The organism is Noviherbaspirillum suwonense (genome assembly GCF_900182955.1).
Taxonomy (GTDB): Bacteria; Pseudomonadota; Gammaproteobacteria; order Burkholderiales; family Burkholderiaceae_D; genus Noviherbaspirillum_A; species Noviherbaspirillum_A suwonense.
This window is the reverse complement of sequence record NZ_FXUL01000005.1, coordinates 51,768-65,853: the sequence shown is the minus strand read 5'-3', so window position 1 is coordinate 65,853 and position 14,086 is coordinate 51,768. Positions and strand designations below refer to the sequence as shown.

Annotated in this window: 14 protein-coding genes; 3 read left to right on the top strand and 11 right to left on the bottom strand. The window is 65.0% G+C overall.

Going from position 1 to position 14,086, the window contains the following annotated elements; translation table 11 throughout:
* Positions 1-68: 68 nt before the first annotated feature.
* Genes QOL82_RS09040 through QOL82_RS09030 form a run of 3 tightly spaced genes read right to left on the bottom strand, consistent with a single transcriptional unit; the run spans position 69 to position 3,335 of the window.
* On the bottom strand, positions 69-1,589 hold the full coding sequence (locus QOL82_RS09040; RefSeq protein WP_283441929.1) for a malonate--CoA ligase: 1,521 nt from the start codon (positions 1,587-1,589) through the stop codon (positions 69-71).
* 34 nt (positions 1,590-1,623) lie between these two features.
* On the bottom strand, positions 1,624-2,439 hold the full coding sequence (gene lgt, locus QOL82_RS09035) for a prolipoprotein diacylglyceryl transferase (protein WP_283441928.1): 816 nt from the start codon (positions 2,437-2,439) through the stop codon (positions 1,624-1,626).
* Positions 2,433-3,335 carry a LysR family transcriptional regulator gene (locus tag QOL82_RS09030; RefSeq protein WP_283441927.1) on the bottom strand — a complete coding sequence of 301 codons (903 nt, stop codon included), beginning with the start codon at positions 3,333-3,335 and terminating at the stop codon, positions 2,433-2,435. The genes lgt and QOL82_RS09030 overlap by 7 nt, the downstream gene beginning before the upstream one ends.
* Before the next feature lie 101 nt (positions 3,336-3,436).
* Here QOL82_RS09030 and ilvD point away from each other — a divergent pair, with 101 nt between their 5' ends.
* On the top strand, positions 3,437-5,110 hold the full coding sequence (gene ilvD / locus QOL82_RS09025) for a dihydroxy-acid dehydratase (protein WP_283441926.1): 1,674 nt from the start codon (positions 3,437-3,439) through the stop codon (positions 5,108-5,110).
* 84 nt (positions 5,111-5,194) lie between these two features.
* Here the strand turns inward: ilvD and QOL82_RS09020 are convergent, their stop codons facing one another.
* Positions 5,195-5,416 carry a TIGR04438 family Trp-rich protein gene (locus QOL82_RS09020; RefSeq protein WP_283441925.1) on the bottom strand — a complete coding sequence of 74 codons (222 nt, stop codon included), beginning with the start codon at positions 5,414-5,416 and terminating at the stop codon, positions 5,195-5,197.
* Between the two features lie 118 nt (positions 5,417-5,534).
* On the opposite strand from QOL82_RS09020, the gene QOL82_RS09015 reads away from it, so the two are divergent.
* Positions 5,535-5,843, top strand: coding sequence for a c-type cytochrome (locus QOL82_RS09015; RefSeq protein ID WP_283441924.1), 309 nt, complete (start codon positions 5,535-5,537; stop codon positions 5,841-5,843).
* 84 nt (positions 5,844-5,927) lie between these two features.
* On the opposite strand, the gene QOL82_RS09010 is transcribed toward QOL82_RS09015, so the two are convergent.
* On the bottom strand, positions 5,928-7,073 hold the full coding sequence (locus QOL82_RS09010) for a branched-chain amino acid ABC transporter substrate-binding protein (RefSeq protein WP_283441923.1): 1,146 nt from the start codon (positions 7,071-7,073) through the stop codon (positions 5,928-5,930).
* A 211-nt stretch (positions 7,074-7,284) separates the two neighbouring features.
* Between QOL82_RS09010 and QOL82_RS09005 the strand changes: the two genes are divergently transcribed.
* Positions 7,285-7,794 (top strand): Lrp/AsnC family transcriptional regulator, encoded by a 510-nt coding sequence (locus QOL82_RS09005; RefSeq protein WP_283441922.1) that lies wholly within the window; start codon positions 7,285-7,287, stop codon positions 7,792-7,794.
* Between the two features lie 63 nt (positions 7,795-7,857).
* On the opposite strand, the gene QOL82_RS09000 is transcribed toward QOL82_RS09005, so the two are convergent.
* The 6 genes from QOL82_RS09000 to folD form a co-directional block, all read right to left on the bottom strand.
* Positions 7,858-9,174, bottom strand: coding sequence for a D-amino acid dehydrogenase (locus tag QOL82_RS09000; RefSeq protein ID WP_283441921.1), 1,317 nt, complete (start codon positions 9,172-9,174; stop codon positions 7,858-7,860).
* A 142-nt stretch (positions 9,175-9,316) separates the two neighbouring features.
* Complete coding sequence (locus QOL82_RS08995; protein ID WP_283441920.1) at positions 9,317-9,952, bottom strand: DUF2486 family protein; 636 nt, start codon at positions 9,950-9,952, stop codon at positions 9,317-9,319.
* Positions 9,949-10,380, bottom strand: coding sequence for a DNA polymerase III subunit chi (locus tag QOL82_RS08990; RefSeq protein WP_283441919.1), 432 nt, complete (start codon positions 10,378-10,380; stop codon positions 9,949-9,951). Before QOL82_RS08990 ends, QOL82_RS08995 begins: the two co-directional genes overlap by 4 nt.
* Positions 10,381-10,391: 11 nt before the next feature.
* Positions 10,392-11,030: a glutaredoxin family protein gene (locus tag QOL82_RS08985; RefSeq protein WP_283441918.1), complete on the bottom strand. Its 639-nt coding sequence runs from the start codon at positions 11,028-11,030 to the stop codon at positions 10,392-10,394.
* Between the two features lie 14 nt (positions 11,031-11,044).
* Positions 11,045-13,123 carry a M3 family metallopeptidase gene (locus tag QOL82_RS08980; protein WP_283441917.1) on the bottom strand — a complete coding sequence of 693 codons (2,079 nt, stop codon included), beginning with the start codon at positions 13,121-13,123 and terminating at the stop codon, positions 11,045-11,047.
* Positions 13,120-13,971 carry a bifunctional methylenetetrahydrofolate dehydrogenase/methenyltetrahydrofolate cyclohydrolase FolD gene (gene folD / locus QOL82_RS08975; protein WP_283442104.1) on the bottom strand — a complete coding sequence of 284 codons (852 nt, stop codon included), beginning with the start codon at positions 13,969-13,971 and terminating at the stop codon, positions 13,120-13,122. The genes QOL82_RS08980 and folD overlap by 4 nt, the downstream gene beginning before the upstream one ends.
* Positions 13,972-14,086: the final 115 nt, after the last annotated feature.

Below are 14,086 nucleotides of genomic sequence, written 5' to 3'. Positions count from 1 at the left end.
CCGCCGCGGATAAATGAACTGTTATTGCGCGTTGCCGGCAAGACGATGAAAGACGCTTGCCCGGCCCATCAGGCAAAGCGGCTGCGCAGCACGTTCTTCTGCACCTTGCCCATCGTGTTGCGCGGCAGTTCATCGACGAAGTGCACGCGCTTGGGCACCTTGAAGTTCGCGATTTTTTCCTTCAGGCCGGCGATGATGCCGGCCTCGCCGACGGCAGCGCCGGCCCCGGGTTCAAGCACGACCACAGCCACCACCGCTTCGCCGAAGTCCGCATGCGGCACGCCGATCACAGCGGACTCGAGCACGCCGTCGACGTCATCGATGACCGCTTCGACTTCCTTCGGATAGACGTTGTAGCCGCCGGAAATGATCAGGTCCTTGCTGCGTCCGACGATCCACAGGTAACCGTTGGCGTCGAAGCGGCCGACGTCGCCGGTCCTGAAGTAGCCGTCCGCTGTGAATTCCTCCGCGGTCTTTTCAGGCATGCGCCAGTAGCCCTTGAACACATTGGGGCCGCGCACTTCGATGCCGCCGATTTCATCGACCGCGCATGCATGGCCTTCCGCATTCGCGGTACGTATCGCCACGCCGGGCAGCGGCTTGCCGACCGAGCCGGGCAGCCGCATGCCGTCGTACGGGTTGGACGTCAGCATCGCGGTCTCGCTCATGCCATAGCGCTCCAGTATCGTATGGCCGCTGCGCTCCCTGAAGGCGGTGAAGGTCGCCGGCAGCAGCGGCGCGGAGCCGGAGATGAAGAGCCGCATGCGGGCGCAGGCGGCGCGGTCGAAACCGGGCTCGTCCAGCAGCCGGGTGTAATAGGTCGGCACGCCCATGAACACGGTCGCCTGCGGCAGCTGCCGCACCACCTCCGCGCTGTCGAACCTGGACAGGAAGATCATTTTGCTGCCGTTGATCAGCGCGCCGTTGCAGGCGACGAACAGGCCGTGGATGTGGAATAGCGGCAGCGCATGCAGCAGCACATCGTCGGGCTGCCATTGCCAGTAGTCGCGCAGCACCAGCGCATTCGACGACAGGTTGCCGTGGCTGAGCATCGCGCCCTTGCTGCGGCCGGTGGTGCCCGAGGTGTACAGGATGGCCGCGAGGTCGTCGGCCTGCCGCTGCACGGTATCGAAACGGTCCGCATGCGAGGCCGCCTGGTCGAGAAGCGTGCCGCGGTTGACGCCGCCGCACAGCTCGTCGAGCGTATAGACATGACGGGTGCCGGCGCTGTCGGCCAGCGGCTGCACCCAGTCGGCATTGGCCGGCGAACAGACGACCACCGAAGGCTGGGCATCGTTCAGGAAGTACTCGATCTCGGCGGCCCGGTAGGCGGTGTTGAGCGGCAGGTAGACCAGGCCGGCGCGCAGCGTGGCCAGGTAGAGCATGACCGCCTCGGGCGACTTGTCGACCTGCACCGCGACGCGGGCGCCGTGCGGCAGGTCCAGGCTTGCCAGCAGGCTGGCGATGCGTGCGCTAGCACGGTCCATCTCGTCCCAGCTATAGCGCCGGCCGCAGCCGGTTTCGATGCAGCAGGCGGTCCGGTCCTGCGGAAAGCGTGCGGCGAATATGTCGTAGAGGTTGGCGTTCATGCGATCTTGTTCGATCTTGTCGAGTGAGTAGTGGTCAGACGGTGGAGGCGGCGGCGCTGCCCTGGCGGCGGTAGGCAATAAAGAGCAGCGCCAGGCCCAGCACGATCATGGGCACCGACAGCATCTGGCCGGCCGAGATGGTGACGCCGGCGAAATGCACTTCGTAGTCGGGGATGCGGAAGTATTCGGTGAAGAAGCGCGCGCAGCCATAGCCAAGGGCGAACACGCCGGACACCGCGAGGCGCGGGCGCGGCTTCCTTGCGTACAGCCACAGCACGATGAACAGCAGCACGCCGTCGATCAGCGCCTGGTAGATCGGCGACGGATGGCGCGGCAGCTGGTCGACATTGGGCCAGATCATCGCCCATGGCAGGGTGGCGTCGGCGACCCGGCCCGGCAGTTCGGCATTGATGAAGTTGCCGATGCGGCCCGCAGCATACCCCAGCGGCACCAGCGGCGCGATGAAGTCCATGATGTCCATCAGCCGGCGGCCGTTGCGCCGGCCCCATATCGCCATTGCCGCCATCACGCCGAGGAAGCCGCCGTGGAAGGACATGCCGCCTTTCCATACCGCGAAGATGTCGAGCGGATGCGCGAGGTAGTACACCGGGTTATAGAACAGCACCTCGCCCAGCCGGCCGCCGATCACCACGCCCAGCACGCCGTAGAACAGCATGTCGTCGAGATGCTCGGCCTTCCAGCCCGCGGCGGCGATATGCGGCTGCTTCACGCGCAGCCGGCCGAGGCCGATGAACAGGGCGAAGGCCAGCAGATACATCAGCCCGTACCAGCGTATTGCAATCGGGCCGATCGCAATGGCGATCGGGTCGGGCATCGGATGTATCAGCATAGGGTGGTCTTTTCGAGGAGTTCTAAAAATGCGTGCAATACCGGCGACGGATTGTCCCGGCGCCAGGCCAGGCCGGTCTCGATCACGGCGGTCGTGCCGGCCAGCGCGCGGTAGACCACGCCCGGCCTTTTCAAATTGGAGACAGATTGTGGCACAAGAGCGATGCCCATGCCCGCCGAAACCAGGCCGACGATGGTCTGCATCTGTATCGCCTCCTGCCCGATGCGCGGCGTCAGCCCGGCATCCCGGTAGCAGCCGAGGATGGCGTCATGGAAGGCGGGCGCTATGCGGCGCGGGAAGATGATCAGCGGCAGGTCGGCCACCGCCTGCAGCGGCACCGGCCCTTCCGCGCGCAGCGCGGCGGCGTCCTCCGGCGCGGCCAGCACCAGCGGTTCGGACAGCACCCGGCGATACGCCAGCAGGTCTTTCATGCGGTCGGTCAATGGCGGGATCAGCAGGCCGACATCGATCTCGTTCTGCTCCAGCGCCTCGAGCTGCAGGTCGGTCGTCGCTTCGCGCAGCTCGATCTGCACCTGCGGATACGCGCTGCGGAACCGGTGCAGGAAGCGCGGCAGCACGCTGTAGTCCGCGGTCGACACGAAGGCCAGCGACAGCCGGCCGGACTCGCCTGCGGCGGCGCGCCGCGCAAGGTCGGGCAGCGCCTGTGCATCGTGCAGCAGCTGGCGCACGTGCGGCAGCAGCGCGGCGCCGGCCGGCGTCAGCGTGACGCTGCGGCTGGTGCGCGCAAAGAGCGGCGTGCCGAGCAGTGCTTCGAGCGCCTGGATGCTCTGCGACAGCGGCGGCTGCGTCATGTGCAGGCGCTGCGCGGCGCGGCCGAAATGCATCTCTTCGGCGACTGCGACAAAGTAGCGCAACTGGCGCAATTCAAGATTCATCGATATGCAATTTATATGGATGAAACGTGAATGATATATTTGACAGGGACTTGATGGCAAGGCACTGTAGCGGCTCACTTACGCAGGCTCCAGGAGGCATCATGGCATTCAATCGCCGCTCGAAAAATATTACCCAGGGCGTCGCCCGCAGTCCCAACCGCTCGATGTATTACGCGATGGGTTACGAAAAGGCTGACTTCGACAAGCCCATGATCGGCATTGCGAATGGCCACTCCACCATCACCCCCTGCAATTCCGGCCTGCAGAAGCTGGCCGATGTCGCCATCAAGGCGGTCAAGGACGCCGGCGCCAATCCGCAGGTGTTCGGCACGCCGACCATCTCCGACGGCATGTCGATGGGCACCGAGGGCATGAAATATTCGCTGATCTCCCGCGAAGTCATTGCCGACTGCATCGAGACCGCGGTCAACGGCCAGTGGATGGACGGCTGCGTCGTCATCGGCGGCTGCGACAAGAACATGCCGGGCGGGATGATAGGCATGCTGCGCACCAACGTGCCCAGCATCTATGTCTACGGCGGCACCATCAAGCCGGGCAAGTGGAAGGGCACCGACCTGACCATCGTGTCGGCCTTCGAGGCGGTCGGCGAGTTCACCGCCGGGCGCATGTCGCAGGAAGACTTCGACGGCATCGAGCGCAATGCCTGCCCGTCGTCCGGTTCCTGCGGCGGCATGTACACCGCCAACACCATGTCGTCCTCGTTCGAGGCGCTGGGCATGGCGCTGATGTATTCATCCACGATGGCCAACCCGGACGACGAGAAGGTCGGCTCGGCCGCCGAGTCGGCGCGGGTGCTGGTGGACGCGGTCAAGCGCGACCTGAAGCCGCGCGACATCGTGACCCGCAAGTCGATCGAGAACGCGGTGGCGGTGCTGATGGCGACGGGCGGCTCCACGAACGCCATCCTGCATTACCTGGCGATTGCCCATGCCGGCGAGATCGAATGGAACCTCGACGATTTCGAGCGCATGCGCAAGAAGGTGCCGGTGATCTGCGACCTCAAGCCGTCCGGCAAATACGTGGCGACCGACCTGCACAAGGCCGGCGGCATTCCGCAGGTCATGAAAGTGCTGCTGAAGGCCGGCCTGCTGCATGGCGACTGCATCACCATCACCGGCCGCACCATTGCCGAGGAGCTGGCCGACGTGCCGGACGTGCCGCGCGCCGACCAGGACGTGATCCGCACCATCGACAAGGCGCTCTACGACGAGGGCCATCTGGCCATTTTGAAGGGCAACCTGGCGCCGGAAGGCTGCGTGGCCAAGATCAGCGGCCTGAAAAACCCGTCCATCACCGGGCCGGCCCGGGTTTTCGAGGACGAGTATTCGGCAATGGACGCGATCCTCGCTGACAAGATCAAGGCGGGAGACGTGCTGATCCTGCGTTACCTGGGACCGAAGGGCGGGCCGGGCATGCCGGAAATGCTGGCGCCGACGTCGGCGCTGATCGGCAAGGGGCTGGGCGAGTCGGTCGGCCTGATCACCGACGGCCGCTTCTCCGGCGGCACCTGGGGCATGGTGGTCGGCCACGTCGCGCCGGAAGCCTATGCCGGCGGCACCATCGCGCTGGTGCAGGAAGGCGACTCGGTCACGATCGACGCGCACGTGCAGCTGATCCAGCTGAACGTGCCGGACGAGGAAATCGCCCGCCGCCGCGCCGAATGGAAGCAGCCGGCGCCGCGTTATACCCGCGGCATCCTGTCCAAGTATGCTGCGCTGGCAAGTTCGGCCAGCAAGGGCGCCGTCACCGGCTGACAGCGCATCGTCGCCGGCCCGGCCGGCGGCGAACCGGCATAGCCCGGATTCTGCGTTTTTCCGAAAGCCGGGTCTTCCCGGCTTTTATTTTTTCTTGAAGGTCGACGAAACCCGTTTCCGTCTCGCCTGTTCCGATTCATCGTGCGCACGGCGCTTGTCGCGTCCGAGCATTTTTTCGATATATTCGAACCAGATGAATGCGGCGGCGAACAGCGCGCCTATCCACCACCAGGAAAGCGTGGCGAACGGGCCGATTTCGAAAAATCGAAGGGCGCTCAATCCGACGATGAGGACGATCAACAGCATAAGAACTCCTTTGCGGCAGCATATTGTCAGGCGTTGTAACGGCTACCCGGCCGGTTTGCACCGTGTGATAAAGTAGCCCCGCAACAATAACCCATATGGATACCCTGGAGAAACTTCAATGAAAGCACTGTTGTTCATCGGTCTGGCTGCCAGTGCGCTGGCATCGAATGCCGCACTTGCAAATGCCGACCTGGCGAAGGCCAAGAATTGCATGGCTTGCCACGCGGTCGACAAGAAGGTGCTCGGTCCGGCTTACAAGGACGTCGCCGCCAAATACGCGGGCCAGAAGGACGCGGAAGACAAGCTGGTGCAGAAGGTCCTGAAGGGCAGCAGCGGCGTCTGGGGGCCGGTGCCCATGCCGGCCAACACGCAGGTCAACGACGCGGAAGCCCACACCCTGGTCAAGTGGATCCTGTCCCAGAAATAATGCGGAGTCAGGTCTGACGATGCAAAAACGCCGGCGCGAAGCCGGCGTTTTCATTCAAGGCGCAACCGATGCCGCCTGTCCTGCTTACTTCACCACGGCGATCTTTTCCTTCTTGCCTTCCTTGAAGGTGAACAGGGTCAGCGTGCCATCCTTGATGTCGCCCTTGTCATCGAAGGAAATCGGGCCGGTGACGCCGTCGTAATTGATCTTCGTCAGCTCAGGCAGATATTTCGCCGGCTCGGCCGAATTGGCCTTCTGCATGGCGGTCGCCATGGTCATCACCGCGTCGTAGACATAGGGCGCATACAGCTGCACGTCCATGTTGAAGCGCTTCTTGTAGCGCGCGACGAACTGCTCCATCGCTTTTTCCTTGGCGCCGGTGACGCCGCCCGCTTCCGCGCAGACGACCTGGTTGTCGGACAGGCCGTCGCCCGCGAGCTTCGGCAGTTCCGCGGTGCAGAGGCCGTCGCCGCCCATGAATTTCGCATTGATGCCCAGCTGCTTCATCTGGCGCAGCATCGGGCCGCCGACGTTGTCCATGCCGCCGAAGAACACGATGTCCGGATTCTTGCCCTTGATCGCGGTCAGGATCGCATTGAAGTCGGTTGCCTTGTCGGTGGTGTACTGCTGCGTGATCTGCACGCCCGGCAGCGCGGCCTTGGCGCCCTTGACGAACTCGGTGGCGACGCCCTGGCCGTAGGCGGTGCGGTCGTCGATGACCGCGATGTTCTTGCCCTTGAGCGTGGTGATCGCATACTTGCCCAGCGTGCCGCCAAGCTGGCCGTCGTTGGCGACGACGCGGAAGGCCGACTTGTAGCCCTGCTGGGTGTACTTCGGATTGGTGGCCGACGGCGAGATCTGCGGGATGCCGGCGTCATGGTAGATGCGCGATGCGGGGATCGTGGTGCCGGAATTGAGGTGGCCGATCACGCCGTTGACCTTGGCGTCGACCAGCTTCTGCGCAACCGCGGTGCCCTGCTTGGGGTCGGCCGCGTCATCTTCGTTCAGCAGCTCGAATTTCACCTTCTTGCCGCCGATCATGAAGCCCTTGGCGTTGAGGTCTTCCACTGCCAGGATCGCTCCATTGGCATTGTCGCGGCCGTAGTGGGCCTGTCCGCCCGACATCGGCGCCACGTGGCCAAGCTTGACCACCATTTCCTGCGCCTGGGCAGAACCGGCGAACAGCGCGATGGCGGCTGCCAACGGAAGCATTTTTGTAATCAACTGCATGACTTTCCTCCTGAGGATAGATAGGGGCGACGAGCGCTGCGACACTGTGAATCAATGCCGCGTCATTATGCCGCCTTTTGCGGTTTTTCTTAACTTTTCCGGCCCGGCTCAACCCATCCAAAGACGAGTATGCATAAATTAATCGCTGGCAATTGAATTTGGCCGCGCTTGCTGTAACACTCTTGGGCTACCACTCCATGCCTGCCCCACCATGCCCAAATTCCGTACGCTCGACAAGGTCGACCGAAAGCTGCTGAACCTGCTGCAAAAAGACAACCAGATCCCGACCCGGGAACTGGCCGAGAAGGTGCATGTGTCGCAGCCGACCTGCCTGCGCCGGGTGCGCGAACTGCGCGAGGCCGGCGTCATCAGCGACGACGTGGCGATGGTGGACCCGTTCGCGCTGGGCTACGGGATGATGGCCTTTCTGGAAGTGTCGCTGACCAACCAGTCCGACGAGCACATGAAGGCGTTCGAAAGCCGTATGAACCGCGAGGCCGAAGTGCTGCAATGCTATTTCGTGTCAGGCGATTACGATTATTTCCTGGTGGTGCATGTGCTGGACATGGACGCGTATTACCAGTTCGTCCGGCGGGCAATTTCCGGCTCGGGGAACGTCCGGCATTTCCAGTCGCGCTTCCCGATGAAGCGTGCGAAGTTCGTCACCCGCGTCGCATTCGACGAAAAGACCGCGGAAGTGCAGGTTCGGACCGAACGCTGAGGGCAAACGCGCTGTATTAATGCAGCGGATGCGCTGACGGCCGCCGCTGCTTGCGTTCGCCGCTCAGGCTTGCACAACCTGCTTGCCCACCGGGGCGACATGCTGTCCGCGCGGCATTCCGGTGAATGCGAAATCCACCTCGGGCTGCCGGCCGGACACGATGTCGGCAATGGCCCGGCCCGAACCGCATCCCATGGTCCATCCCAGCGTGCCGTGGCCGGTGTTCAGGAACAGGTTGCCGTAGCGGCTGCGGCCGATATAGGGGACGTTGGATGGCGTCAGCGGGCGCAGGCCGGTCCAGTAGGCGGGGTTGTCGTAGTCGCAGGCGCCGGGGAACAGTTCGCGGGTGCGGCGGGTGATGGCTTCGCAGCGGGTGGTGTTGAGTTCGCGGGTATAGCCGTTGAGCTCGCAGGTGCCGGCCACGCGCAGGCGGTCGCCCAGCCGCGAGACGACCAGCTTGTAGCCATCGTCGGTCAGCGACACCGAAGGCGCGAGATCGGGGTTGGTGACCGCATAGGTCGCCGAATAGCCCTTGCCGGGATAGATCATCAGATTGATGCCCAGCGGCTGCAGCAGCGGCACGCTGAAGCTGCCCATCGCCATCACGTAGGCGTCGGCGCGCAGCGTGCGGTGCACGCCATGCTCGTCGATCACCTCGACGCCGGTGATGCGCGCGGCAGCGCCGGCGCCCTCGGTCAGCAGCCGGGTCACGGTGGTGTTGAAACGGAAGTCGACGCCGGCCTGCTGCGCCCGGGCGGCGAGGCCGGTGGTGAACTTGTAGACGTCGCCGGATTCGTCGGTGGGCGTGTAGTCGCCGCCGACGATGCGGTCGCGGCTGGACGCCAGCGCCGGCTCGATGCGCACGACTTCGTCGGCGCCGATGGACTGGCGCGGGCAGCCGAGGTCGCGCATCAGCTTGGCTGCGCGCAGCGACTCGTCGAAGTCGCGCTGCTCGGTGTAGAAGTGCAGGATGCCGCGGGTCAGGAAGTCATAGTCGATGCCGGTGTCAGCGCGCACGGCCTGCAGGGTCTGGCGGCTGTACTCGCACAGCGCGACGATCTGCCGGATATTGTGGTCGGTGCGCGCCGCCGTGCATTCGCGCAGGAATTGCAGGCCCCAGCGCCATTGCAGCCATTCGGGGCGCAGGCGGAACAGCAGCGGCGCGTCTTCCTGGCCCAGCCATTTCAGCACCTTCATCGGCGCCGCCGGGTTGGCCCAGGGTTCGGCGTGGGAAACGGAAATCTGGCAGCCGTTGGCAAAGCTGGTTTCCTGCGCGGCGCCGGGCTGGCGTTCGATGACGGTGACCTCATGGCCGGATTGCCGCAGAAACCATGCGGAAGCGGTGCCTATGATGCCCGAACCCAATACGATGACCTTCATCCCGCTCTCCTGGTGCAATGCAATAAAAGAAATTGTAAGGAAATCGGGTTTTTCTGAGCGAATAAATCATGCCAGGGATTTTTTATTTCAAACAGCCAAAACCACTGTCCTGTTTAAAAAACAAAATATTCCGGCAATTTCCTTATTTTTTCGTCGATTGCAGTCGGGTTATCTCCTGCGCCACCGCGCGGGACACCACGTCCTCCAGCGTCTTGTGCAGGCTGGCCCGCAGCGTGGCGGCGAGGCCGTCGACCGCCTGCTCGAGCACGCCGGCGACGCTGCTGCGGATGCGTTCCTCGAGCATCGCGTCGGTGCGCGACAGCAGCTGGCCGAGTATGCGCTCGCGCACCCGGCGTTCCATGCGCTGCCACTCGTCCTCGCTCATCGGCGACGGCAGCGGCGCGCCTGCCGGGACCGGGCCGGCGGCACGCTCCGCAGGCTGTTCCGCCGCTTGCGCCAGCCGCTGTTCCGCCGGCCCCGGGGAACCGGGAGACGCGGGCGGCGCGGCGGGCTTCAATGGCAACGGGTAGGACGGCGCAAATTGCGCCGGCGGGCCGTACTGGATGCCGACTCCATGCGACGCATAGCCGCCGCCCGCCTTCTGGACGACCGCAGGCGCGGATTGCGTCTCCGGCGGATGAGGGGCCGGCGGCATCATGTCGGCAAGGGCGTCGTCCTTCGCCTCCACCGGCAGCGGCGGGCCGACGAAGTCCATGATGTCGTCCTCGATCACTTCGGTCAGCATCGGGATGCCGGCATCGCGCGGGGGTATGCTCATGCTTTCTCGGCGTCGTAATGGGTGAGTGGATAGCCGCGCTGCTGGTAGTGCCGGTAGCGTTCACGCCCGGCCAGCCGGTCTTCATCCTCGGCGGACACGATCTCGAACATCCGCTCGAAGCGCGCGAAATTGCCGGGCGGCTGCTGCGCAAGGTTGACCAGCACCTGGTGATGCGGCAGGTCGGCCGTGTCGCTGCCGATCTCCATCAGCAGGATCGGCGTCTGCGCGGCCAGCGGGCTGTCGGCCGGCACATGGGGCAGGAAGTCGAGGTCGGAAAATGTCCACAGCATCTCGTCGAGGCGCTGCAGCTGCGCGGCGTCGGCCGCCATCATCACGACCCGCAGGTTCTGCGATCGCGCCTTGCGCACCAGCCGGCATGCGTAGGCCAGCTTGTCCGGCACATTGCTGTGGAAGTCGATGCGGGTCATGGCCGGCTCGTTCAAAAGCGGAATCCCGGCGGCGCCTTGCCGGTGGCCGGCGGCGCTTCGGTTGCCGGGCCGGGGCTGGGACTAAGCGGCGCAGCGGCGGCAGGCGCTTTTTCCGCGGGATCTGCGGCTTTCGACGCGCTGCGCGGCGCCGCGCCCTGCGGCGGCGGGTTGCGCCAGGTGGCCGGCAGCTGGCTGGACTTCGGATAACCGGCCGCGTCCAGCGCGGCATTCCATGCGCCTTCCTCGTAGCCTTTTTCCTTGCTGCGGCCTATCGTCAGCAGCGGCAGCTGCGCGTCGCCGCCGGCCGCACGCAGCGCGGCGATGTCCTCGTTGCTGCTGACCGTCTTCTCTGCATAGGGCACGCCGCGGACGGCGAGAAAGCTGCGCGCCGATTCGCACGGCGCGCACTTGTCCGACGTGTACAGCGTGACCGGCTGCGCCTTCGCGACCTGGGCCAGCTCGTAGGGCAGCGCGGCCCCGGGAGCAGCCGACGGCAGCGGCCGGGTCTCCACCTGCCTGGCCGCCGCCGGCGGCGCGTCGCTGTAGGTGACGCGGCCATCCGGGCCGACCGACTTGTACAGCTGCGCATGCGCCAGTGCGGCGCAGCACAGCAGTGCGGCCGGCAGCAGCCTGCGTGAATTTTTCATCATGCGGCTCATCCCGTTCAGGCCTGCGGTTCGGCGCTCATGCCGCTGTGGCGCAGCAGCGCGTCGATCGCGGGTTCGCGGCCGCGGAAGGCCTTGAACGACTCCAGCGCCGGCCGCGAGCCGCCCACCGACAGGATCTCTTCCAGGAAGCGCCGGCCGGCTTCGGCCAGCCGCTCGTCGTCGCCGCTGGCGCTGGCTTCCTCGAACGCGCCATAGGCGTCGGCGGACAGCACTTCAGCCCACTTGTAGCTGTAGTAGCCGGCTGCATAGCCGCCGGCGAAGATATGCCCGAACGAATTCTGGAAGCGGTTGAACGGCGGCGGCGTCATCACCGAGAATTTCGCGCGGACCGCGTCGAGCACGCTTTGCACGCTGTCGCCGCCGTACGGGTCGTAGTCGAAATGCAGGTGCATGTCGAACAGCGAGAACTCGACCTGGCGCAGCATCTGCAGCCCGGACTGGAAGTTCTTGGCGGCGGTCATCTTGTCGAACAGCGCGCGCGGCAGCGGCTGGCCGGTCTCGGCATGCGCGCTCATCTGCTGCAGCACGTCCCATTGCCAGCAGAAGTTTTCCATGAACTGCGAGGGCAACTCCACTGCGTCCCATTCGACGCCGGCAATGCCGGAGACGCCGAGTTCGTCCACCATGGTCAGCATGTGGTGCAGGCCGTGGCCGAATTCGTGGAACAGCGTGTTGACTTCGTCATGGGTGAACAGCGCCGGCTTGGCCACGCCATTCACCACGGCCGGTTCGGTGAAGTTGCAGGTCAGGTAGGCGACCGGCGTCTGCACCCGCTCGTCCAGCAGGCGGCGGCCGCGCGCGTCGTTCATCCACGCGCCGCCGCGCTTGCCGCTGCGGGCGTACAGGTCGAGGTAGAACTGGCCGATCAGCTTGCCGTCGCGTTCGATGCGGAAGAATTTCACGTCCTTGTGCCAGACCGGGGCGGCGTCGGGCGCGATTTTCACGGTAAACAGTTTCTCGACCAGCCGGAACAGGCCGTCCACCACCTTGTGCTCGGGAAAGTACTGCTTCACTTCCTGCTCGGAGAATGCATAGCGCTTCTCGCGCAGCTTCTCGGACGCGTAGGCCAGGTCCCAGGCTTCCACCGACGCCAGTCCCAGTTCGTCCCGGGCGAACTGGCGCACTTCCTCCAGGTCCTTGGCCGCATACGGCCTGGCCTTCAGCGCCAGGTCTTCGAGGAAGGCGATCACGTGCTGCGGCGTTTCCGCCATCTTCGGCACCAGCGACACCTCCGCATAGTTACGGTAGCCCAGCAGCAGCGCTTCCTCGTGCCGCAGCTTCAGCTTCTCGATGATGATGGCAGTGTTGTCCCATTCCGGCTTCGCGCCGAGCTCGGACGCCTTGGTCGCGTTGGCGCGGTAGATGGTCTCGCGCAGCGCGCGGTCGTCGGCATATTGCAGCACCGGGAAATAGGACGGGAAATGCAGCGTGAAGCGGAAGCCGGTCTTGCCGGCCTTCTCGGCCGAGGCGCGCGCCGCCTGCCGGGCGTCGTCCGGCAGGCCGGCCAGCCGCGCTTCGTCGTCGACGATCAGTTCATAGTCGTTGGTGGCGTCCAGCACGTTTTCCGAAAAGCGCGTGCTGAGCTCGGCCTGGCGTTCCTGGATCGCGGCGAAGCGGACTTTCTTGTCGTCCGACAGGTCGGCGCCGCCGAGGTGGAAGTCGCGCAGCGCGTTGTCGATGATCTTCCTGCGCTGCGGCGTCAGCGCCGCGTAGCCGGCGTCGGCCTTCAGCGCCTTGTATTTTTCGAACAGCGCCAGGTTCTGTCCCAGCGCGGTCCAGAACTCGGTGACCTTGGGCTGGTTTTCGTTGTAGGCGGCGCGCAGTTCGGGCGTGTCGACCACCGCGTTCAGGTGGCCGACCACGCCCCAGGCGCGGCCCAGCTTCTCGGTCGCCTGTTCCAGGGGTTCGACGAAATCTTTCCAGGTGACCTGGTCCATCGGCGCTTCGAGCCGGGCGACCACGTCGCGGCATTCCGCCAGCAGCGTGTCGATGGCGGGGGTGACGCACTCCGGCGTGAACGCGTCGAAACGCGGCAGGTCGGAAAAGTCGAGCAGGGGATTGGTCTGTATGTTCATCGGTCGGTCCTCTCGGCAGCTTCTATGGTGTTTACCAGCAGCATGGTGATGGTCATCGGGCCCACGCCGCCGGGCACCGGCGTGATCCAGCCGGCGACTTCCTTGGCATTCTCAAAATCGACATCGCCGCACAGCTTGCCGTTGTCGTCGCGGTTCATGCCGACGTCGATGACGACGGCGCCCGGCTTGATCATGTCGGCGGTGACGATGTTGCGCTTGCCCGTGGCGACCACCAGGATGTCCGCATGGCGGGTGTGGTACCCCAGGTCGCGGGTCTTGGAATTGCAGATGGTGACAGTCGCGCCGGCCTGCAAGAGCAGCATCGCCTGCGGCTTGCCGACGATGTTGGATGCGCCCACCACCACCGCATGCGCGCCGCGCACCGGGTAGTCGATCGATTCCAGCATCTTCATCACGCCGTACGGCGTGCAGGGGCGGAACAGCGGCTGGCCCGTCATCAGCATGCCGGCATTGCTGACGTGGAAGCCGTCCACATCCTTCTCCGGCGCAATCGCCTCGATCACCTTGAACGCGTCGATATGCGCGGGCAGCGGCAGCTGGACCAGGATGCCATGGATCTTCGGGTCGGCATTGAGCGCGGCGACGCGTTCGAGCAGCTGCGCTTCCGACAGCGTCGCGTCGTATTTCTCCAGCACCGAGTAAAAGCCGCTGTCCTCGCAGGCCTTGACCTTGTTGCGCACATAGACCTGCGACGCCGGGCTGTCGCCGACCAGCACCACGGCCAGCCCCGGCTGGCGTCCCTTTCCGGTCAGCGCCGCGGCGCGGCGGGCCACGTCGGCGCGCAGGTTTTGGGAGAGCAGGGTGCCACTGATGATTTGTGCAGACATGGTGATGGGAAAGATGCGGATGGAAAACGCGATTATACGGGCGCTTCCGGGCGCCGGCGCGCCGTCACGAGGACCCGGCGCCATGCTGCGCTGCACACTAAATATCACATTATGA